This is a genomic window from Bacillota bacterium, assembly GCA_013177945.1.
Lineage (GTDB): Bacteria > Bacillota > DSM-12270 > Thermacetogeniales > Thermacetogeniaceae > Ch130.
Genome location: JABLXW010000016.1, coordinates 75464 through 96555 on the forward strand (window position 1 = coordinate 75464; position 21092 = coordinate 96555).

General features: G+C 55.5%; 21 protein-coding genes and 1 other annotated feature. Of the genes, 19 read left to right on the top strand and 2 right to left on the bottom strand.

The genetic code is table 11. From position 1 onward, the window contains the following. Positions 1–14: 14 nt before the first annotated feature. From HPY58_11215 to cadA, 13 genes are all read left to right on the top strand, one after another. Positions 15–899: an epoxyqueuosine reductase gene (locus HPY58_11215; protein ID NPV30196.1), complete on the top strand. Its 885-nt coding sequence runs from the start codon at positions 15–17 to the stop codon at positions 897–899. A gap of 202 nt (positions 900–1101) precedes the next feature. After that, on the top strand, positions 1102–2388 hold the full coding sequence (locus HPY58_11220) for a homocysteine synthase (protein ID NPV30197.1): 1287 nt from the start codon (positions 1102–1104) through the stop codon (positions 2386–2388). A 92-nt stretch (positions 2389–2480) separates the two neighbouring features. Beyond that, positions 2481–3914 carry a hypothetical protein gene (locus tag HPY58_11225; protein ID NPV30198.1) on the top strand — a complete coding sequence of 478 codons (1434 nt, stop codon included), beginning with the start codon at positions 2481–2483 and terminating at the stop codon, positions 3912–3914. 156 nt (positions 3915–4070) lie between these two features. Further along, entirely contained in the window at positions 4071–4523 is a 453-nt protein-coding gene (locus HPY58_11230; protein ID NPV30199.1) for an Rrf2 family transcriptional regulator, read from the top strand. Between the two features lie 73 nt (positions 4524–4596). After that, positions 4597–5766: a cysteine desulfurase NifS gene (gene nifS, locus HPY58_11235; protein NPV30200.1), complete on the top strand. Its 1170-nt coding sequence runs from the start codon at positions 4597–4599 to the stop codon at positions 5764–5766. A 27-nt stretch (positions 5767–5793) separates the two neighbouring features. Beyond that, entirely contained in the window at positions 5794–6168 is a 375-nt protein-coding gene (nifU, locus tag HPY58_11240) for a Fe-S cluster assembly scaffold protein NifU (GenBank protein NPV30201.1), read from the top strand. A 218-nt stretch (positions 6169–6386) separates the two neighbouring features. Further along, positions 6387–7661 (top strand): 2-hydroxyacyl-CoA dehydratase, encoded by a 1275-nt coding sequence (locus HPY58_11245; GenBank protein ID NPV30202.1) that lies wholly within the window; start codon positions 6387–6389, stop codon positions 7659–7661. Between the two features lie 78 nt (positions 7662–7739). Further along, positions 7740–8183: a hypothetical protein gene (locus HPY58_11250; protein ID NPV30203.1), complete on the top strand. Its 444-nt coding sequence runs from the start codon at positions 7740–7742 to the stop codon at positions 8181–8183. 2 nt (positions 8184–8185) lie between these two features. Next, complete coding sequence (locus HPY58_11255) at positions 8186–8653, top strand: hypothetical protein (GenBank protein NPV30204.1); 468 nt, start codon at positions 8186–8188, stop codon at positions 8651–8653. Positions 8654–8797: 144 nt separating this feature from the next. Further along, a complete protein-coding gene (locus tag HPY58_11260; GenBank protein ID NPV30205.1) occupies positions 8798–9682 on the top strand; it encodes a DUF2837 family protein in 885 nt (294 codons plus the stop codon). Positions 9683–9842: 160 nt separating this feature from the next. Next, positions 9843–10583, top strand: a complete 741-nt coding sequence (locus HPY58_11265; GenBank protein NPV30206.1) for a DUF169 domain-containing protein — start codon at positions 9843–9845, stop codon at positions 10581–10583. Positions 10584–10931: 348 nt separating this feature from the next. Further along, positions 10932–11312 (top strand): winged helix-turn-helix transcriptional regulator, encoded by a 381-nt coding sequence (locus tag HPY58_11270; protein ID NPV30207.1) that lies wholly within the window; start codon positions 10932–10934, stop codon positions 11310–11312. After that, positions 11312–13471 carry a cadmium-translocating P-type ATPase gene (gene cadA / locus HPY58_11275; protein NPV30208.1) on the top strand — a complete coding sequence of 720 codons (2160 nt, stop codon included), beginning with the start codon at positions 11312–11314 and terminating at the stop codon, positions 13469–13471. The genes HPY58_11270 and cadA overlap by 1 nt, the downstream gene beginning before the upstream one ends. A 29-nt stretch (positions 13472–13500) precedes the next feature. On the opposite strand, the gene HPY58_11280 is transcribed toward cadA, so the two are convergent. Continuing rightward, positions 13501–13794 (bottom strand): PIN domain-containing protein, encoded by a 294-nt coding sequence (locus tag HPY58_11280; protein NPV30209.1) that lies wholly within the window; start codon positions 13792–13794, stop codon positions 13501–13503. Next, positions 13791–13997: a hypothetical protein gene (locus tag HPY58_11285; protein ID NPV30210.1), complete on the bottom strand. Its 207-nt coding sequence runs from the start codon at positions 13995–13997 to the stop codon at positions 13791–13793. Before HPY58_11285 ends, HPY58_11280 begins: the two co-directional genes overlap by 4 nt. A gap of 89 nt (positions 13998–14086) precedes the next feature. Here HPY58_11285 and HPY58_11290 point away from each other — a divergent pair, with 89 nt between their 5' ends. The 6 genes from HPY58_11290 (at position 14087) to HPY58_11315 (ending at position 21078) form a co-directional block, all read left to right on the top strand. Beyond that, positions 14087–14362 carry a helix-turn-helix transcriptional regulator gene (locus HPY58_11290; protein ID NPV30211.1) on the top strand — a complete coding sequence of 92 codons (276 nt, stop codon included), beginning with the start codon at positions 14087–14089 and terminating at the stop codon, positions 14360–14362. Between the two features lie 197 nt (positions 14363–14559). Further along, entirely contained in the window at positions 14560–15648 is a 1089-nt protein-coding gene (locus HPY58_11295) for a C4-dicarboxylate ABC transporter (protein ID NPV30212.1), read from the top strand. Between the two features lie 382 nt (positions 15649–16030). Further along, a complete protein-coding gene (locus tag HPY58_11300) occupies positions 16031–17056 on the top strand; it encodes a thiazole biosynthesis adenylyltransferase ThiF (GenBank protein ID NPV30213.1) in 1026 nt (341 codons plus the stop codon). A 5-nt stretch (positions 17057–17061) separates the two neighbouring features. Beyond that, positions 17062–18213, top strand: coding sequence for an aminotransferase class V-fold PLP-dependent enzyme (locus HPY58_11305; GenBank protein ID NPV30214.1), 1152 nt, complete (start codon positions 17062–17064; stop codon positions 18211–18213). Positions 18214–18647: 434 nt separating this feature from the next. After that, positions 18648–18861: a binding site (T-box leader), on the top strand. 50 nt (positions 18862–18911) lie between these two features. Then, positions 18912–19607, top strand: coding sequence for a serine O-acetyltransferase (gene cysE / locus HPY58_11310; protein NPV30215.1), 696 nt, complete (start codon positions 18912–18914; stop codon positions 19605–19607). Beyond that, positions 19576–21078 (top strand): cysteine--tRNA ligase, encoded by a 1503-nt coding sequence (locus HPY58_11315; GenBank protein NPV30216.1) that lies wholly within the window; start codon positions 19576–19578, stop codon positions 21076–21078. The genes cysE and HPY58_11315 overlap by 32 nt, the downstream gene beginning before the upstream one ends. Positions 21079–21092 lie beyond the last annotated feature (14 nt).

Here is a 21092-nt window from a genome sequence, read left to right on the forward strand (position 1 = left end):
TGGAGGCCGAAAAGATGAGGGAGCTTACTGAAAGTTTGCGCAGGTTTGCCCGGGCCCTTGGGGCTGATTTAGTCGGGATCACTCCTGCGGCGCGGCTGGACGCGGCCCTTACACCTCCGAACCGGGCCGGGGACCAGTTTCCCGGCGCAAAAAGCGTGGTTGTCCTGGGCCTGCATATCCCCGATGCGAGCCTTGAGGTTATGCGGAAGGGAATTTCCAATTACTCTTACAACATGTTCGGTTATGCGTACCTCAACCGCGAGCTGGACTACCTGGCCTACCGGGTGACCCGGTACCTGGAGGATCACGGCTTTCTCGCCTTGCCCATTCCGGCGCGGGGAGAGCACTACTGGGAGCAGCGCAGACACTACGGGCCGCTTTCTTTCCGCCACGCGGCAGTCGCGGCGGGCTTGGGAACTTTTGGGTGGCAGGGGCTGGTCCTGACACCTGAGTTCGGGCCAAGGCAGCGCTTTATTACCGTGCTGACGGACGCCGAACTGGAGGCGGATCAGGTTCTAAAAGAAGATGTCTGCAGGCGCTGCATGGCCTGCGTCAGGAACTGTCCGGCGGGGGCGATTAAAGAGGAGGAGTGGGAGGTTGTTATCGGAGGGAGAAAGTTTGTTTACGGTGTGGTAGATTCCGATGCCTGCTGGTGGACGGCAGTAGGCTTGAGCACCAGATTGTGGGAGGGGACTCCTTTCCAGCCCCAGGTGGATCTACCCCGCCCCTCTTCCCTCAGCCCCCGCCTCATCTATGAATATTTATGGCACCGGAGGGACCCCCGGCTCGTGAACAGCGAGCATCCCGAAGGGAATTTCGGGGCGAGTTTCTGCGGCAGGTGCCTGATCATCTGCCCTGCTGGGCATGCGGCCGCCCGGCGCCGCACCGGGGGAAAATGAGGGTGCAGGCCTGCGGGCCTGGCCGTGCCGGGCCTGGCCCTGGGCTATTTTCTGATCAGGATTGCGAACATTGCCAATCAGGAGGTGCCGGGGCGGGTCACGGAGCACAATTATTCAGGAGAATATTTACAGAAGCAGTTTCCAGGAGGATAATAAACTTATCAGACAAGTTTTATAGGGTTTCTGAGAGGAGAGTGCAAAAATGAGTGACAACTGGAAATTCGCCACCCTGGCCGTACATGCCGGGCAGCAGCCCGATCCCACGACCGGGGCGCGGGCTGTTCCCATCTACCAGACTACTTCTTATAATTTCCGCGATGCCGATCATGCAGCCGCCCTTTTTGCTCTGGAAGAGCCTGGCAATATTTATACCAGGATAATGAACCCGACAAATGATGTTTTTGAAAAACGGATTGCAGCTCTGGAAGGCGGAGTTGGGGCTCTGGCCACCGCTTCCGGCCAGGCGGCAATTACTTACGCAATTCTGAACATCGCCGGTGCCGGAGATGAAATTGTTTCTTCCAGCAGCCTTTATGGAGGCACCTACAACCTGTTCTACCACACCATGCCCAGGCTCGGCCTGACCGTAAAATTTGTGGACCAGGCGGCTCCCGAGAACTTCCGCCGTGCGCTGACGGAAAAAACGAAGGCGTTTTTCGTAGAAATCATCGGCAATCCGAAACTGGATGTTCCCGATCTTGAAGCGATTGCACAAATCGCCCATGAAGCGGGGATTCCTCTGATTGTTGACAACACCTTTGCAACCCCCTACCTCTGCCGCCCGTTCGAGTACGGCGCCGATATCGTGGTCCATTCGGCCACCAAGTTTATCGGGGGGCACGGCACTGCGATTGGAGGGGTAATCGTTGACAGCGGCCGTTTTGACTGGACGAACGGCAAGTTTCCCGGCCTCACCGAACCTGACCCTAGCTACCACGGCATCAGGTACGTAGAAAATTTCGGAAACATGGCCTACATTGTCAAGGCCCGCGTTCAGCTCCTGCGGGATATTGGCGCCTGCCTCGGCCCCTTCAATGCTTTTCTCTTTCTGCAGGGATTGGAGACCCTTCACCTGCGGATGGAACGGCACAGCGCCAACGCTCTGGAAGTGGCGCGGTATTTGCAGCATCATCCTGCCGTTGCCTGGGTGAGTTACCCCGGCCTGCCCGATCACCCCTCCTACCGGAATGCCCGGAAGTATTTGCCCAGGGGCGCGGGGGCGATCCTTTCCTTTGGAGTTAAGGGGGGAGCAGAAGCGGGCCGCCGCCTGATCAACAGCGTGAAGCTTTTCTCCCTCCTGGCAAATGTCGGCGACGCCAAGTCGCTGATCATTCACCCTGCAAGCACGACCCACCAGCAATTAACTCCGGAGCAGCAGCTGAGCTCCGGTGTGACAGAAGACATGGTGCGGCTTTCCATAGGGATTGAAGATGTCGCCGACATTATTGCCGATCTCGATCAGGCCCTCGCGGCCAGCCAGGCTCGATAAAACATCAACAGCTGCTGCTTAAAGCCGGGCTGTTTCTTTATCGAAGCTCGTGGTACAATGTTTTCGCGGACATTGGGATAAAAGGTTTACAGGTGAGAACAATGCTTTACGAAGCCAGACAAACAACATTGCCTGGATTAAAAACTCCCGAACAGGAATATTGGGAGCTGATTAATCGCGGTGGTTGCTCTTTTTATGAGGCTTTAAGTGTTCTTGATAAGATAGGCTGGGACTTCAAAGATTTTACCACTCAATATCTAACACATAAGTTTCATTCTTACCCTGCAAGATTTATCCCTCAAATACCACTTACTTTTATTAAATTATTTACAAAAGAAGGTGAAACAGTATTAGATCCATTTTGTGGTTGTGGCACTACTCTTGTGGAAGCATTTTTAAACAATAGAAATTCAATAGGAAACGACTTCAATCCATTGGCCACTTTGATCAGCAAAGTTAAGGTTACGCTAATCGAAGATGAAGAATTCAGATACTTAAAAGAGAAGCTCAAGAAAATGAAGAGCCGCTTAGATCTGGACTATAAGAGAATCGATAAGCGCTTGAAGTCTTTACCCAATAGAAAGTTAAGCAAGATATTTAACAGAGCCGTTATCTCGAAGCTCGAAGCAATTAGAGAGACTTTGCTGGAAATTAAGGAAGAAGGAGGACACGAAGATATATTCGATTTGGGGCGAGTATCGCTGTCTTCGACTGTTTGGTCGTTAGTTGAGAATGGAGGCGGCATAGATGTGGATGTAGATGATTTATTTATGAAAAAAGTTCATTCCATGGAGAAAGAATTAAAAAAGATGGCCAAAATTGTAAAGAAAATACCAGATGTAAAAATTATTAATGGAGATGCCAGAAGGCTTGAAGTTGAAATGAATACGGTTGATCTGATAGTGACGTCCCCCCCATATGTTAATGCGCTGGATTACTATAGAGTGCATATGTATAACATGCTCTGGTTGGGTATGGACTTTGACCTTTTCAGAAGGCATGAAATCGGGGCCCACTCCAACTTTATTAATAATAGATTTAGATTGCTTTCCGGGTATTTAGGAGATATGCTTCGCTCAATGATAGAGATGAACCGCGTTTTGAAGAAAAATAAATTATGCGTAATCGTGGTAGGCAATTCCAGTCTTGAATATGAACTGATTGAGAGTTATAAGTTTTTTGCAGATATGTCGAAGTTTATTGGTTTTAAGCCTTTAAAAACGTACTTTAGAAATATTGATAAAACGAGAAAATACACAAGTGCAGATATTGGTAAAATTGATGACGAATATATTTTAGTATTGCAGAAGGTAAATGACGCGGAAGTATCAGCAAGTGACGGCGGTTTTGTAGCGGATATTGTCACGCAACAAATGGATAAATTTAAGAAGCAAATTGAAAAAGTTCAGGGAACATCGGTCAGAGGGAGGAAGCCAACAAAGGAGAGGCTGCTCGAGAATGTAGATAAAATTAAAGAAGCGATAGCACATATTCCTGATGATGTAAAAATGGAGAGGCAGAGGTGACAAATTGAAGAAATTAATTGACAAAATATTTTCCGGCGGGAGCCTTCTCAGAGCTGCCGCCTTTTCGCGCCTTCCTGCTTGACAGATCGCTTAAAATTCTGGTATTCTTAAAAAAGAAATCCGATTAATTTAATAGGAATTCCAGGGGTGATGATCATGAAATTTTCTACCAGGGCGCGCTACGGTCTCCGGGCGATGCTGGAGCTTGCGCTGAATTACGGAAAGGGCCCTGTTTCGGTAAAAACCATCTCCGAAAACCAGGAAATCTCTGAAGCTTACCTGGAGCAGCTGCTGGCTTTACTCGGGAAGGCCGTCCTGGTAAAAAGCGTCCGGGGGGCGCAGGGGGGTTATCTTTTGGCCCAGGAGCCTGCCGGGATCAGGGTCGGTGACATCATCAGAGCCCTTGAGGGTCCCATTGCTCCGGTGGATTGCGTGAAGAGAAAGGACCCTCTGATCTGCACCAGAGCCGAAAAGTGTGTTTCCCGCATTGTTTGGGAGCGGATTCGTGATGCCGTTGACGAGGTCCTTGACTCCCTTACCCTGGAAGATCTCCGGACCGAGCTGGAGAAAATGGAGGTGAAGCAGCAGAGTTACATGTACTACATTTAATTAATCCTGCCCGGGGTAATTTTTCAGGTTGCCTCATGACCGAAATTACGAATGCGGGGGAGATGAATCTCAAGTGCGCAGGGTGTATTTAGACCACGCCGCGACCACGCCGCTTCATCCTGAAGTTTCCTCCTTGATGTGTGAATTCATGGCAGAAACCTTTGGAAACCCCTCAAGCCTCCATTCTTTTGGAAGGGAGGCAAGAAAATGGATGGAAGAGGCGCGCCAGAAGGTGGCAGAACTGATTGGTGCTGCCTCTGAGGAAATCATTTTTACCAGCGGGGGGACCGAGGCGGACAATCTTGCCATTCTGGGGGTTGCCTGGAGCAGGCGGGAAAAGGGAAACCATCTGATTACCAGTGCCATTGAGCACCATGCCGTACTGGATACCTGCGAGTTTCTGGCAAGAAACGGTTTTGAAGTCACCGTTCTTCCTGTGGATGGTTACGGGGTTGTCGACCCGGATGCGGTGCGAAGGGCTATCAGAAAGAGTACCATCCTGATTTCCATCATGCACGCCAACAACGAAATCGGGACCATTGAGCCGATCGAAGAAATCGGGAGAATTGCCCGGGAGCACGGTGTGGTTTTCCACACCGATGCCGTCCAGACGGCAGGGAAGATTCCCGTCAACGTGGTGGACCTGGGTGTGGATCTCCTCAGCCTCTCGGCCCATAAGATTTACGGCCCCAAGGGCGTAGGCGCGCTTTACATCAGGAAAGGGATCAGAATCAAGCCGGTCCTGCACGGAGGGGGGCAGGAAAGAAAGCTCCGCTCCGGCACCGAGAACACCATTGGGATTGTCGGCTTCGGAAAAGCTGCGGAAATTGCAGCCCGGGATTTGGAGCAGGAGGCCTCCCGCACCAGGACGCTGAGGGACAGGTTAATCCAGGGGGTCTTTGAAAAAATCCCGGAGGTGCGGTTGAACGGGCACCCCGAGCAGCGACTCCCTCATAATGCCAACTTCAGCTTTTCTTACGTCGAGGGAGAATCTTTGATTTTGGGCCTCGACCTCCAGGGAATTGCAGCCTCCTCCGGCTCTGCCTGCAGTTCCCGGTCGCTGCAGCCCTCCCACGTCCTGAAGGCCCTGGGCCTCCCCCCGGAATTGGTTCACGGCTCGGTCCGGATGACCCTGGGGCGCGCCAATACCGGGGCGGATATCGACTACGTCCTGGAGGTTTTGCCCGGGATTGTGGAACGGCTCCGCCGGTTTTCTCCCCTGGCCCGGCAGTTGCAGGTTTAGGAGTTCTGATGAAAGGAGTTCACTCTGATGTACAACGAAACGGTGCTGTCCCACTTCCAGAACCCTCAAAATGTGGGGGAAATCCCCGATGCCAGCGGGGTCGGAGAAGTGGGGAATGTGATCTGCGGGGACATCCTGCGGGTATATATCAAGGTAAAGGATAACGTCCTTGAAGATGTAAAATTTATGACCTACGGCTGTGGTGCGGCGGTGGCCAGCGGCAGCATGTTGACGGTGCTGGCGAAGGGAAAAACCGTTGAAGAAGCGCTCCAGATCACGAACAGGACCGTTGCCGAGGCCCTGGGCGGCCTTCCCCCACAGAAAAAACACTGCTCCAACCTGGCTGCCGATGCCCTGCATAAAGCAATTGAGGATTGGAGGCGGAAAAACGGGCGGGAGTGAGAAGAGGTGCAGCAGTATAAGTGGTTAAGAAAATGCCGAGAACCTGTTCAACTGGTTCTCTTTTTTATTTCCAGATTATTTCTGCAGGCAGGAGACCCGGGTAACTAATGCAATTAATAACAAAAAGTTATAAATATTAGAACAGGAAGCTATAAATTAGCCTCGAACTAATAACATTCGAGGATGATTTAATGATTTACTTGAGGAGGCTGAAGAACTTGGCTAACTATACCGAACTGTGGAATCAGCTGGGCATTGACCTGGGCCGCCACGATCAGCTCTGTCTCGCCCTGCCGGGCCTCTTTGAAGAGGTTTACCTGGAGCAGGAAAACCGCCCGGAGGGAATGAGTTACTGGAACATGCTGATCGGAGAGATCCACGGCCTGAGAATTCAGGAACTGGCGGATCACAGGGCGCGGGGAGGGAAGGTGGTCGGCACCTTCTGCCTTTTTGTGCCCGACGAGGTTTTGCTGGCGGCAGGAGCCGTCAGCGTCGGGCTCTGCGGCGGCTCCCAGTTCTGGGTTCCGGATGGAGAAAAGGTGCTCCCCCGCAACCTTTGCCCGTTAATTAAAGCCCTTGTGGGAGCGAAAATCAGCAGGACCTGCCCCTATTTCCAGTCGTGCGACCTGCTGGTTGGGGAGACTACCTGCGATGGGAAGAAAAAAGCCTGGGAGATCCTCGGCGAGTATGCCCCCATGTACGTGATGGAGCTCCCCCAGAAAAAAAACGGGTCCGCCAGGGCGCGCTGGGCCGCAGAGATCGCCGCCCTGGCCGAAAGGGTTGAAGAATTAACCGGAAATCAGATTACGGTGGCGGGTTTGCGGGAGGCCATCGAAAAGGTCAACCGGCGCCGGAAGGCCCTGGCCCGCCTGGCGGCGACGCGCAGAAACGATCCTGTACCCATCAGCGGCAAAGATGCCCTGCTCGTCGGCCAGACGGCTTTCTACGACGACCCGGAGCGGTTTACGGAGCAGGTCAACAGGCTCTGCGAGGAACTTGAAGAAAGGGCTGCCAGAGGAGAAGGGGTATTTGCGCCCGGCACGCCCAGGTTCCTCGTTACGGGCACCCCGATGGCCATTCCCAACTGGAAGCTCCATCACGTCATCGAAACCGGCGGTGGAGTGGTGGTTGGCGAGGAGAACTGCACCGGATACCGGTACTACACTCACCTGGTTGAGAACCGGGGCGAAACGCTTTCCGAGCTTTACGGGGCCCTTGCAGACCGCTACCTGAAACTCAACTGCGCCTGCTTCACGCCCAACGAAGAGAGGGTCCAGGACATCCTTACCCTTGTCCGGGAGCACCGGGCAGACGGGGTTGTCTACTACAACCTACAGTTTTGCCAGACCTATGCGGTGGAATTTTACCAGGTCGAAAAGGCGCTGAAAAGCGCCGGCATCCCCGTCCTTTACATAGAAACGGATTACAGCGAGCAGGACCTGGAAGTGCTCCGGACACGGGTCCAGGCCTTCCTGGAAATGCTCCGGAAGTAAGCTCTGCCCCCGATCCAAAAGGCGGGATCTCTCCTCTGAACACGGGGCCCTTTGTCTTGCCTGGAAACCTGTGGTACAATGTATTCGCAAAGTGGTCGGAAACCGAACCGGGCCGACCGGGAATGGTGCTGCGGGGACGGCCTGGCAGGAAGTGATTTATTGATGGAGGAAGGTTTTTCCACTCATCTCCTGGATGCCGTTTTAGAGAGCAAGCGGAGGAAGCGGGAAGCTGCCCGGAAGGAGATGCTCGAGAAGGTCCTGTCCCTCCTGGACCGGCTGGCGCAGCGTATTGATTTCAAGGAAGCATTTGTATTCGGGTCTCTCGTGAAGCCCGGGCGCTTCGTACCGGGCATTTCCGATGTGGATATCGCGCTGGGCGGCCTCAGGGACGAGGACTTTTTTCCGGCTGCGGCTTTTCTTTCTTCGGAGTTGGGGATAGACGTGGATTTGATCCAGCTCGAGAAGCACCCGCTGGCGCAGGCGATCAGGGAGGAGGGAGTCCGCTGGAAAAGGCGCGTTTAGCCGTGTTGAAGGCAAAAATCAAAAGCCAGGTGGAAACCATCGAAAAACTTTTTGCAAAGGTTGAGGAGCGCCGGGCACCACAGTCTTCTGCCGAGTGGGAGAGCCTTGCTTTCCGGCTGCATAACCTCTATTGCGCCTTTGAGGACCTGTTTAAAATTGTGGCCGATGCCTTTGAGAATCAAATCGAAGAAAAAACCAGGTATCATGCAGAGTTGCTCAAAAGGATGGCAATGGAAATCGAGGGGGTGCGCCCTGCGCTTCTTTCCTCCGAGACGGTTCGGCTGCTGGACAACCTCAGGTCTTTCAGGCACTTCTTCCGCTGGGCCTATACCTCAGACCTCGATACCCGCAAGCTGCGCCTGGTGCTGGAGGATGCCCTGAGCCTGAAGAACAGGTACCGCCATGATGTTTCTGTCTTTATGCGGAGGCTTTTCGAATCAAGCACCACCAAACAAAAGGAGGGAAAATAAGAACTTTCAAACAAGCCCGGCCCCTGACCTGGTCTTGAACAGGGGAGTGAAGCATATAAGAAAAAAAGAGGTTCTGGTGGCGCGGCAGCCTTGCGGCAGCCCTGCAGCCCGGACAGCCTGGGGCCGAATGAAGGGGGGCTGGGGATGGACCGGATCCTCCTGGTGGCACTTCTTACCGCCGTAATCCACCTTGCCGATACCCTCTTTTATGCGGTTCGCCTTTCCGGCGTGAAGACCCGGCGCCTGGCGACGGCTTTTTCCCTTTACCAGCTCGTTTCCCTGCTGGCCGGGGTGGCCAACATGATCCAGGCGCCGCTGCTTTCTGCCGTGGTGGAGCAGGGGATCCATGCCAGCTTCTCTTCTTATCAGGCTCACCTGGAGCGGCTGGAGGGCGATATCAGGTTGATTATCCTTGCGGCCTCCGGAGGGACTGCCGGGGCGGCCCTTTTAACTCCCCTCACCATCTTTATCTTCAACAGGGCGATTTTTTTGTTTGAAAGGGTCGGCTCCCTCCCCCTCCTCTTGCTGTCCTTCCTGTCTCCTGCCCGGATCTACCGGATCTTGAAGGAGACGCGCCGTGCCCTGGCATCCCGGCGGAGCTTTCTGGCCTCCCGGCGCTTTTTCCGGAAAAGGGGCCCTCTTTCCGGTGATTCTTTCCCGGGGCATAACTTCCTTCCACTCTGGCTCTTCCTGATCCACATTCTGGTCATCGGGATCTGGACGACCGGGGTGCTTTCGGCCCTCTACGCCGGCGCCCTCCTTCCCTCCTTCCGCTCTACGGCAAGCCTCCTTTCGGGGATTGTGAACGGGATCGCGGTGGTCCTGGCGGCTTTTTTGATCGATCCTGTGACCGCCGTGATCACCGACCAGGTCCTCCTGGGGTTGCGGGAAGAAAGGGAGATCATTTACCTCTCGTTCTGGCTGATCTTAAGCCGGCTCCTCGGAACCTTTCTTGCCCAGCTTCTTTTTCTGCCCGCTGCACACCTGGTCAAGTTCGTTGCACTGCTCCTCGCCGGAACCGGGCCCTGAGGGGGGCCTTCCCTTGCGGGGTAGGCTGCCGGCAGGGAACGTGCATGCCCGACGGCTTCGGGAGCCGGGAGAGGTCCCGGGAGCACGAGGCAGGACTCCCAGTTCTTTTAGCGAACCAAGGGTAGTAATTAATCCGGTTAAACAAGGGGAGGGTTAGATGATGAGTTTTCCGAAGTTGAGCGAAGCGCTGTGTTTGATGGGAGAGCCCGTGGCGGTCCTCTGGACCGACGAAAAACCCGCAGGCGCGCTGGGCTTCAAAAAGGCCGGCGGCCACGGCTGCATGATCCCCCTGGTCCGGCAGGTGGCCTTCGAGGGCAGAGTGGCGGCGCTGGGACGGGACTGTTACGGCTGCGCAGGGGGTGGCTATTACCTGGGCTTTACCAGGGAGCGGGACCCCCATCGCTTCCGGTATTTCCTCTCCACGGGCCTGCCGGGCGAGATCGAGGGGGAGGGCTACAAAAAGTCGCCTGAACTGGTGGACGAGATGATGAAAATAAATGCTGACCAGTACCTTCCCGCACCGAAGGATTACTGTGTCTTTAAACCAGTTTCCCTCCTTGCTCCCGGGGACGAACCGGAGGTGGCGATCTTCCTGGTCAATCCGGACCAGCTCTCGGCCCTGGTGGTGCTGGCCAATTACGACCTGCCGGGCAATGACGGGGTTGCCGCCCTCTTCGGTTCCGGGTGTTCGAGCCTTGTCCTCTATCCCCGCCTGGAGCGGCTGGGTAAGAAGCGGGGGATTATCGGCCTGACGGATGTCACGGTGAGGGGGTTTTTGCCCCCGGAAATCCTGAGCTTTGCCGTGCCCTTCGAACGGGCGCTGGAGATGGAGGCCAGCGTCCCCGGGAGCTTCCTGGAACGCAAGGTCTGGCAGGGAATTCGGTCCAGGCTCCAGACCTAGCGCTTTTGGCGCCTGGAACCGGTGAGGTTGCCGGAGAAACGGCGCGGATCATCACGAGAGAATTGAGTTCTGTAAATGGTTAAGTCCGGAAAGCAAATCCTGCTCTTCCCTGGCTCATTCCTGCCGGGCCGGGGCTTTTTTGTGCCCGGATCGCCTCCGGCCGCGGTATGGCCGGGATTGCGGTGGCCGCGGCGGCGGAGGGGCATTGCAAGGGCACATCCCCGGCTTTTTCGGAGTGGTGTCCGGGTCATTTTCCCGTTGACAGTTTTAACGGGAGCGAATATTATAACATTAAAGTACATGTTTTAATAAGATGACCCGAGCGGCCTGCTGATGAGAGGTGATTTCATGGTCGATCGCCGGTTTGCCGGGGAAGGTTTTACTCCTGATGTCTGTGAAATCTTCTGTTCCGATACCGAAAAGGTCAACCGGTTGAAGCAAGAAGTGGCGGTTACGGAGGGCATGTCCCTGTTTTTCAAGGCGCTGGCCGACGATACCAGGTTGAAAATCGTTTACGCCCTTGCCCGGGAGGAGCTCTGTGTCTGCGATGTGGCCAACCTGATCGGTTCCACCGTCCAGGCCGCTTCTCACCACCTCCGGTTCTTGAGGAACATCGGCCTTGCCAAATACCGCAAGGAAGGGAAGATGGTATTTTACAGTTTGAAGGAGAAAAGGATCGCCGGTCTGATCGAAACGATAATCCGGGAACTCAAAGGGAGCGGTGAGTGATGCCGGCTGATGCTTTCAAGGTTGCGTCCGGGAGGGAAGGAAAGCTCGTTTTCAAGTTATCGGGCCTTACCTGAATCGACTGCGCCGCCAGGTTTGAAAAAGACGTGGCGGCGATCCCTGGAGTTACCAGGGTGGAAATCAATTTCGGCGCCTCCAGGTTGACGGTGGAGGGAAGGTTTGACCCCGAGGCGATTACCCGGGAGGGCGCCAGGCATGACATCATCGCCCGGCCGGAAGGGGAAAACCCCGTTGAACAGACCTTCTGGCAGCGGCACAAGCGCCTCCTTGTCACCGGTTTGTCGGGGTTCGCCCTCCTGGCGGGCTGGATCGCGAAGTTTACCGGCGCTCCGGGCCCTGTCACCATAGCCTTTTTCCTGGCGGCGATGGTGATCGGGGGAGCGGCCACGGCCCGGCGGGCATGGTTCAGCCTTCAAAAGTTCCGGTTCGATATGAACGTGCTGATGACCGTGGCGGTGATCGGCGCGGCGGCGATCGGGGAGTGGTCCGAGGGTGCGGTGGTGGCCTTTCTCTACTCTGTCTCCAACACCCTGGAGTCGTATACCATGGAAAAGGCCCGCCAGTCGATCCGGGAGTTGATGAGCATTGCTCCCAGGGAGGCGCTGGTCAGGCGCAGCGGCAAAGAAATCCTGCTTCCCGTCGACGAAATTCGGGTGGGCGACATCATGATCGTTAAGCCCGGCGAAAAGATCGCCATGGACGGCAGGATTGTCAGAGGAAATTCCGCCGTCGACCAGGCGGCCATTACTGGGGAGTCAATTCCGGTAGAAAAAGGGGAAGGGGACGAGGTCTTCGCAGGCACCCTGAACCATGCGGGGGCCATCGAGGTTGAAGTGACCAGGCTCGTCAACGATACCACCATCGCCAGGATCATCCACATGGTGGAGGAGGCTCAAACCCGGCACGCGCCGTCCCAGGCCTTCGTGGATCGCTTTGCCGCGGTTTACACTCCTGTCGTCCTGGCGCTGGCGGCGGTTATTGTTCTGCTGCCTCCTCTTGCCTTGGGACAATCCTGGGGCCCCTGGATTTACCGGGGCCTGGCCCTGCTGGTGGTGTCTTGTCCGTGTGCCCTGGTGGTGTCGACCCCAGTTGCCCTGGTGGCGGCCATCGGCAACGCCGCCCGCAACGGGGTGTTGATTAAAGGCGGCATTCACCTGGAAGAAGCCGGCGCCCTTTCGGTGGTAGCCTTTGACAAAACTGGAACGCTGACGGTGGGGAAGCCGGTGGTGACGGACGTGATCCCCACAGGAGGGCAGGATAAGCGCGGGCTGATCGCCCTGGCCGCCAGCATCGAGCTGCTTTCCGAACATCCCCTGGCCAGAGCAATTGTGACGAAGGCGGGGGAGATGAAGCTCGAGTTGTCCCGGCCGGAGAATTTTCAGGCCCTCGCCGGAAAAGGCGCCCGGGGGGAGGTTGCCGGCAGGGTGTATTACATGGGCAGTTCCAGGTTGTTTGAGGAGATCGGGGCGCCGGTGAGCCGGATCAAACCGCTCCTGGGGCGGCTCCAGGAACAGGGTAAAACGGCGATAATCATAGGAACCGAAACAGAGATCCTGGGAGTCATCGCAGTGGCCGACCAACTTAGGGAGATGAGCGAAAATACCGTCCGGGAACTGAAGAGAACCGGTGTGCGAACCGTCCTGCTGACCGGCGATAATGCCGCCACCGCCAAAGCCATTGCGGGGCAGTTGGGGATCGACGAGTTCGAGGCCGACCTGCTGCCCGAAAACAAGGTGGAGGCCGTGAAAAAGCTGATCGAAAAATACGGCAGGGTGGCCATGGTGGGTGACGGGATCAACGACGCTCCCGCTCTGGCGCTGGCCACCGTAGGGATCGCCATGGGCGGGGCGGGAACGGACGTCGCCCTGGAAACGGCGGATATCGCCCTGATGGGGGATGACCTGTCCCGACTCCCCTTCTGTATCCGTCTGAGCAAAGCGGCAGTGAGAGTAATTAAGCAGAATGTCGCCTTTGCCCTGATTGTCAAGCTGGCTGCCGTGCTGCTGGTTTTCCCCGGCTGGCTGACCCTCTGGCTGGCCATTCTCGCCGACATGGGGGCTTCGGTGCTGGTGACCCTGAACGGAATCAGGCTGCTCCGGCTCAAGCCGCAGAACCGGGCGGAAGAGAATGATCACCTGTAGAGAGCAGTACCTGGTTCCGGAGCTTCCCGTCAACAAAGGCCAGCGCCAGGGCCAGCCCGCGGCCGTCGTTGTAGGCGAGAAACGTTTTGAAATACTTCGGGAAGAACCGGCAGGCGTTCGATCCGGAATAACTGGAGGAAGTTTTTTAAAAACCTTTCGGAAATGGAGAACTTGCGTAGCAGAACCATTTCTGCCTCTGTTTCAGTTTGTTCACAGAGCACCAAAACATGGTCATTCTTAAGAATACTTTCTAATAACCGGCGCTCCAGTCCTTGAAAAACCATCCCAGAGATTAAAACGTTAGTATCAAGCATTACTCTCATGCTTGGTCTCCGTAAAGTTCTCTAAAAAGCCGTTCCCGCGCAGCCTCTATTTCCTGCTCGATTTCCCGACGGGTATATCCTTTATCTTTAGCTTCGGCCACCAGGTCTTTCAGAAGTACGTCTAGAGAGGTCACCGGTTCCAGCACTACTTTATTGTTTTCCACGTAGACCCAAATAGACAAACCGCTTCCTGAGCGGCGCAAATTGAAGTGGGTAAACGGTTACCGGCAGTTGCTGGCGGTGCGGGTGGTAACGTCAAGGAGGCTTCTCGTGGGAAGGTAGAACCCAAAAATTGACGCTGGAGGAAGTGGCCCGGCAGGTTCACCTCAGCCCCGCCTATTTTTCCTATTTATTTCGCCGGGAGCAGGGACAGACGTTTACGGATTATCTCACGGCCACAAGACTGGATAAGGCCAAAGAACTGCTCAGAACCGATCCCGCCCTTTCTATCTCCGAAGTCGCCGGGAAGGTGGGCTACGAAGATGCCAATTATTTTTCACGCCTGTTTAAGAAAAAAACCGGTTTAACTCCCGCCCGCTATAGAAAAAAAGAAATCGAGCGTAGATAATTCATTTGATATTCCGTACCGGAAATAAATCCGGTTTTTTTTATGTCTTTTTTTCGATTTTTATGGGTTCACCTGCCAACCTAAAAATAATCCAGAAGTGCGAAAAGATCGTGCAGTGATTACCGGGAGCAATCTTTCTAAAATGAAGGCGAAAGGAAACAACGCCTTGTCCGGAGGTTTGGAAAGGAGAGATTGTATTGGAAGCAAAGGTGCAGTTGCAGGAACCCGGGATGAAGGGTTTGACAAGGGTTATAAAAAATTTTGCCCCGGCCTGGTTTGCCTCTGTTATGGGGACGGGAATCTTCGCGGTCACCAGCAAATACTATTCCTGCTACTGGCCCTGGTTAAACAACGTGGCAGCCTGGTTATGGGTGATCAACATCCTCCTCTTTTGCGCGCTCATTCTTCCCTGGACCCTGCGCTGGTTTTGCTTCACAGAGCAATCCCTGCGTGACCTGCAGCATCCCATTACAGGGCAATTCTACGCCACGATGCCGATCGGGTGTCTGGTGCTGGCGGCAGATTTCCTGGTTATAGGTACCGAATACCTGGACGTGGATTTGGCGGTCAAGATCGCCAAGGTCTGCTGGGTATCGGGGGGGATCCTGGCCCTGGCGTTCGCCGTCATCACCCCGGTTATCAATTTGTTCAACAGGGTAACGGTTGCCGACCTGAATCCGGCCTGGTTCATGCCCCCGGTGAGCCTGATCGTGGCACCCATTGCCGGCGCCAAACTCATTCCCTACTGGCCGCAATCCTTTCAAAAGTTGCTGCTGCTGGTAAATTACGCCTCCTGGGGGACCGGCTTCTTTCTCTTCATATTCCTGGCGGTGATCTGTTTCTATAGATTTATTGTTGCTCAACCACTTCCGGGGGCCTTGATCCCCACCATCTGGATCTACCTGGGGCCCATCGGTGCGGGTACTCTTGCCCTGCTGAATCTGGGAACGGTCAGCGCGCCCTGGCTGGGAAGCCTTGCCCTGCCGGTAATAAAAATTTTCGGTCTGATCTACTGGAGCTTCGGCTTCTGGTGGCTCGTTGTGGCAGGTATTGTTACCCTTACCAATATCCTGCGTAAGAACCTGCCCTTCGCGCTTTCCTGGTGGGCGTTCACCTTTCCGCTCGGCGCCTACGCCGGGGCAACCTTCTCAATTGCCGCAGGTTTCCAATGCTCACCGCTCAGATTCTACGGGTTTCTATGCTATTGCCTGCTGGCCTTCTGCTGGCTAACCGTGTTCGGTAAAACGTTTTTCCGGGTCTGTACAGGCGACCTCTTCAAGGGTTAGGAATTGAGGTGATGGGGAACTTGCGGAACACCTGGCTGATTCGGAAAAGATGCCGAAAGAAAACAGTCGTAATCTGCTTCACGCCTGACATGGTCGGTGAAATCTGCCGGGAGGATGGTGAGGATTCGGCATTCCCTTTATCAGTGCGGTGATGTTTCATGAGTTCCCGATACCTGCAAATATCTTGAGAAAAATGGCTGCGAAGCGGCCTTTTTGCCGTGCTTTTAAAGAGGGCCGGACTTGTTATTGCATTTAGTTTAAGTGTTTAAGGGATAGGGGTGGTTGCTTCCCATTAATCCTAGATATATGATTGACTTAGTAGAATATCAATGGTATTCTGTAACAAGCAGCGTAAGGCCAGGGATGTAGGGAGAGGAGGTAGATGGTGATCATACCTGAGAGGTATGCCCGGCAGGCGCTTGTATCGGAGATCGGTGAGGCCGGCCAGCAGGCGATAAGACAGTCAAGGGTGGTGGTAATCGGCCTGGGAGCGCTGGGAAGCAACATTGCGAATATTCTCGCCAGGGCCGGGGTGGGTTCCCTTTGCCTGGTGGACAGGGATTTTGTCGACTGGACCAATCTCCAGAGACAGGGGCTTTACGAAGAGGAGGACGCCGCAAACTCCCTGCCGAAAGCGGTTGCGGCTAAAAACCGGCTGGCACGGATAAATTCGGAGGTTGATTACGAGGTTGTCGTTGATGACGTAAATTCCGGGAACGTCGAAAAGATTATTTCGGGCGCCACGGTGGTGCTCGACGGGCTTGACAACTTCTACACAAGGGCGCTGATTAATGAGGCCTGTGTAAAAATGGGGATACCCTGGATCTACGGCGGCTGTATAGCCACGTATGGCAGTACAGCCACCTTCGTCCCGGGGATCACCCCCTGTTTCAACTGCCTCTTTCCCGGGGTGTCGGGGCACACCTCGCCGTTTACCTGCGACACTGTCGGAGTGTTGGGTCCGATCGCTTTTATGGTTGCGGCCTGGGAAGCCTCGGAGGCTTTGAAGATACTGGTTGGGAAGAAAGATCAGGTGTCGCGCGGCCTGACCTTCATCGAGCTCTGGCATAACAGCGTTACCATCGCTCCGGTGGAACGGCTGCAGGGGTGTCCTGTCTGCGAAAAAAAAGAGTTCACTCTGTTGAACCGCTCGGGCGACCTGATGACCACATCCCTCTGCGGGCGGAAAGCGGTTCAGGTGGTGCCGGCAGGGAGCACCAAAATTAACTTCGAGCTGACCCTGGAGACGCTGAGCAAGATCTTCCGAGTGGAGCATAATGCCTACCTGCTGAGGTTTCGCTGTGGGGAATATGAAATTGTTCTTTTCCGTGACGGCAGGGCGATTGTTTTCGGAACCGAAGATCCCCAGGTGGCCAGGAGTCTTTACGGGAGATACATAGGAGGGTAACCGGAGTGGACGGCCCATTCGTATATCTCGACAATGCTGCCACCACGTGGCCGAAGCCGGAATCTGTTTATAAAGCGGTGGACGAAACGCTGCGGAAGTTCGGGGCCAATCCCGGCCGTTCCTCGCACCATATGTCCCAGCAGGCCGAGCGGATCATTGCGGACGCCAGGCATGCAGTAGCGAGGTTCTTCAACGCCCCTTCCCCCGAGCACGTGGTCTTTACCCTCAACTGCACCGACTCCCTCAACATTGCCCTGAAGGGGCTGATAAAACCCGGGGACAGGGTGGTTACCGGCCCTTACGAGCATAACTCGGTGATGCGGCCGCTCCGCACCCTGCAGCGTTCGGGGGTGTCCGTGGCGGTGGCCCGGGGAACCGCCGATTTTCAGATCGATCTCGATCACTTCCGGGAGTTATGTCAAGGCGGCATCGACTTTGCCGTAATTTCGCACGCATCGAACGTAACCGGATGTCTCTCACCGGTGCGGGAAATCGCCCGGATCGTGCACGAGCGGGGCGGTATCCTGATTCTGGATGCCGCTCAAAGCGCCGGAGTGGTTGAAGTGGATATGGAGAGGCTGGGGATCGATATACTTGCTGCCCCGGGACATAAAGGCCTGTTGGGCCCCATGGGAGTGGGGATTTTGATCCTCGGGAGGGATATCCCCGTCGATCCCTTCCGGGAGGGGGGAACGGGCATCAAGTCTGAAGGCGATTACCAGCCGGAGGAATTACCGTGGCGCCTGGAGGGGGGAACCGCCAATCTCCCGGGAATCGCCGGGCTGCTCGCCGGCATCCGCTTTATTGAGTCGGTGGGGATTGACTCCATCGCAAGCCATGAAGCCGAACTTGCCCGGCAGCTGGTGGAAGGCTTAAAGGGAGTGGACGGGGTGCGGCTGTTCTGTGATCCCTTTGGGCCGAAAACCGGTGTTGTTTCCTTCACCCTGGATGCAATGGACGTCGCCCTTGCGGGAACGATTCTTGATCAGGCTTTCAAGATCGGGGTGCGTACCGGACTCCACTGCGCTCCGGCGGCCCATAAAACGCTGGGAACGTTTCCGGCGGGTACGCTGCGGGCGAGTTTCGGCTATTTCAACGATGAAAGCCATGTGGAGCGGCTTGTCACCGCCGTAAGGCAGCTTTCAAAAACCGGTTAGGATAATAAACCCGGTTAGGCCCCCAGACCCGATTTCTCCGTAAATAATATTTTACCGGTTCTTCTCCAGGTTTACCGGGTGTTGCCCGGCATTCTTTTTTTATTTTTAACATATTTCCTTCTCGGAAAGTGGTGATCGCTTGTTAATCCTGGGAATCAACGGGAGCCGGCCCGGTATGGCTACCGCGTAACACGGCAAACGGGCAAGCCATCTTCGCCTTACGACAACCCGGCAGGGGGATGCCGTGGGGAGACTATCGCCTTCTACCCTAACAAGCAGATCACCACCGGCGAGGAGGGATCCAGGTAATTTTCTCCAATTCCGTCTGGAAAACAGTTTGGAAATTTCTGCGGCGGGTCCGGCTGGCGGGGTTGACAGTCGAGCAAGAGATCCAATATAATTATCCCAAATATTCGTCGGGTGAAATCAAACAGGCAAAGACGAGGAACGGGAAGAGTAAGTACCGGCTCCCCCAGAGAGGAACCGCCGGCGGCTGGAAGCGGTTCTGGTCAAGCGGTACCGAAAGTGCGCCCGGGAGTTGTGGCGCCGAAAACCGGTAGGCGCCAACGGTTCGACCGTTAGCAGTTTCAAGAGGGGTATCTTGCCCAAGCAGAGTGGAACCGCGGAAGGGATCCTTTCGTCTCTGGGAGGCGAAAGGATTTTTTAGTTTCAAGGCAGAATTTTGAGGAGGGGGAGATGTGGGGTTCTTACGGCGGATTAAAAGGGATATCCAGGTCATTTTCGAGCGCGACCCGGCGGCGAAAAGCGTTTGGGAGGTCATCCTGTGTTACCCTGGTTTTCATGCCCTTTTGCTGCACCGGATTGCCCACTGGCTCTACCGGAAGAACCTGGTTCTGCTTCCTCGCTTGATCTCTCAGTTCAACAGATTCCTGACCGGCATCGAAATCCATCCGGGCGCTAAAATCGGTGAAGGTCTTTTCATCGATCACGGGATGGGTGTGGTGATCGGGGAGACTGCCGAAATTGGCGATAATGTGACGATATACCAGGGGGTTACGCTGGGGGGAACCGGCAAGGAAAAAGGGAAGCGCCACCCCACCATCGGCAACAACGTGGTGATCAGCGCCGGAGCAAAGGTGCTTGGCTCCCTTACGGTGGGAGATAACGTGAAAATTGGCGCCGGTTCGGTGGTGCTCAGGAACGTACCGCCCAACTGCACTGTGGTAGGAGTTCCGGGAAAGGTTGTGGTTCGGGACGGGCGGAAAGTTGCGGACGCCCAGCCTGATGCCATCGACCTCCAGCACCACCTCCTGCCCGACCCTGTAGGGGAAATGATCCTCTGCCTGCAGCGAAAAATTGCCCGCCTGGAAAACCGGATCGAAGAACTGGAGGCGAAAATCCATGAGTCTCAGGGTCTACAACACGCTCACTAAGCAAAAGGAGGATTTTATTCCGGCATCGCCGCACCAGGTTAAGATGTACGTGTGCGGCCCCACTACCTACGACTTTATCCATCTCGGAAATGCCCGCGCCCTGGTTGTCTTCGATACCATCAGGCGGTATCTGGAGTACAAGGGCTACCGCGTTTTGTATGTCCAGAATTTCACCGACATCGACGATAAGATCATTGCCCGCGCAGCTGAGGAAAATGAAGATGCGCTGGAGCTTGCGAACCGGTACATCAGGGAGTATTATCGGGATGCAGATGCCTTGAGGGTTCTGCGCGCCGATGTCCACCCCAGGGCGAGCGAGCACATCGCCGAGATGATTCAAATGGTGGAACGCCTCCTGGAAAAGGGAATGGCCTACCAGGTGGATGGCGACGTTTATTTTAGCATCCGCCAGTTTCCGGGATACGGGAAGCTTTCCGGGCGGACGCTGGAGGAGATGCGGGCCGGGGCGCGGGTTGAGGTGGACGCGCGCAAGCGCGATCCGCTGGATTTTGTCCTCTGGAAGGCCGCAAAACCGGGGGAGCCGGCCTGGGAAAGCCCCTGGGGCAGGGGAAGGCCCGGGTGGCACCTGGAATGTTCGGCGATGTCTTTAAAGTACCTGGGCTTCGGCTTCGATATCCACGGGGGTGGAAGCGACCTGATTTTTCCCCACCATGAAAACGAGATCGCCCAGGCCGAGGCCTATGCAGGCGCTGCCCCATTTGCCCGCTACTGGATTCACAACGGCTTTGTTACCGTTAACGAAGAAAAGATGTCAAAGTCGCTGAGGAACTTTTTTATCGTGAGGGACCTCCTGCAGGAGTGGCCCCCTGAAATCGTGAGGTTTTTTCTCCTTTCAACCCACTACCGGAGCCCCCTTGACTTCAACCTGGAGCAGCTGGAGCAGGCGCGCCGGAGCTACAGCAGGCTCCGCAACACCCTGGAACTCTTGGAAGAAGTAACGGGGAAGCAGGAGGTGGTTCCCGCAGGGAGGCTCTCCCGGGAGGCGGTTGCCTTTCGGAGCCAGATTGTGGCGCGGGTCGAGGAGTTCGAAACGGCCATGGATGACGACTTCAACACCGCCCTTGCGCTGGCCGCGCTTCACAACCTGGGACGGGATGTGAACGGTTTTATCAACCGGGAGGATTTCAACCCGACCCCTGCTGTGATCCACGTCCTCGTCCGGGTCCGCCAGTATTTTATCCGGCTGCTGGACCTGCTCGGTCTTGTGCCTGGGGAAAGCAGGGAACTGGGCAGCGAATACTATCCCGCACTCAAGGAGGCGGCAGTTGGGGTTCTTCCGGAGCCCTTGCCTGCGACGCCGCAGGAGCTTCTGGCGGAGCTTTTAAAGGCGCGTGAAGAAGCGCGCCGCCAGAAAAACTACCAGGCGGCCGATGCCCTCCGGGAGACCCTGCGGAAGATCGGAATCATCCTCGAGGATACGCCCCGGGGTGTCCGCTGGCGCCTCGTTTAGGGGGAGCCTGAGCT